At 41.7% G+C, this 1151-nt stretch carries 1 protein-coding gene; it reads left to right on the forward strand.

Going from position 1 to position 1151, the window contains the following annotated elements:
* On the forward strand, positions 1-1151 hold a 1151-nt coding region (locus QMD21_00965; protein ID MDI6855342.1), incomplete at both ends, for a CARDB domain-containing protein.

Raw genomic sequence — 1151 nt, forward strand, 5'->3', positions numbered from 1 at the left:
GGCTAACGTAAGCTCCACGGTAATAGCAAAGAAAGGGGGCACAGGCGATAACGGTTTGAGTATATTTCTACCGCCTAAGAGCTGGGGTGGCGGCACCGCCGGCTATAGATATGCAAGTCTCTTTTTAGCGATGTACGATACTTATCTTAAAGACAAGCACAATGAAGTTGCTATAGATTTCGGACATTCTGAACTTTCAAATATTCAGTGGGCGCCATTCCTTAGAGCTAATCTTGCGCCTTCTGCTTATACTCACGATTTCACTATTCAAGTTCATTGGGGCTGGGGTCTGGGCTCTTGGCGCAATACTATACGAGCGCCTTGGTATGCAAGAGTTAATTCTACAACTTACGTAGATGCATTTATTAGGAACTGGGGAAAAGTCAGTGAAACAAATGTACCTGTAAAATTATATTTCCAAGGCTCTGCTGTAGAAACCAAATATATAAGTTTAGGTCAGAAAGAAGTTGCCTATCTTTCTTTCAACTGGACTACCCCATCTCAGCCAGGAAGTTATCAAGTAAGAATTCAAGCAGAATTAGCTGGTGACGAAAAACCAGCTAACGACGGCGCTAACGTTACTATTAAAGTAACTGACAAAAAAGTATTTGTAGTAGATGATGATGGCGGCGCTTCCTATGAAAAATATTATACAGATGCACTTAATGCGTCTGGAATAGGTTACGAATACTGGAATGTAAAACAGACTGAAGGCACTATTAACGAGTTATGGGATAGGACTGCTTATGGTACGCCTTCTCACGCAGATACTTTAAAAGCGTTTGATGTAGTGATTTGGTTCACAGGCAATTATGATGTTAGATTCAAAGGCAGAGATATTCGTGCTCAAGAAGCTTATTTAGAGCAAGGCGGTAGCTTGTTCGTTGCAGACGCTAATCTTGAGGATATGCAGTGGTGCACTTATTATTACAGGGATAAACTTCATACAGAATACGTTAATGATAGCTCTGGGGTAACCACGCTTACAGGTGTAGCTAACGATCCTATTGGAGATGGACTATCATTAACTATTTCTACTGGCGATGCTGTTGCGCAAGCAGAGCCAAGCGTTATTGAGCCTAGAAATACTAGCGTAGCTAACTGGACTAAAGCAAGTGCACAGAGAGTATTTATTTGGAGCACAGGCACTT

It is taken from the genome of Candidatus Thermoplasmatota archaeon (genome assembly GCA_030018475.1).
Lineage (GTDB): Archaea > Thermoplasmatota > JASEFT01 > JASEFT01 > JASEFT01 > JASEFT01.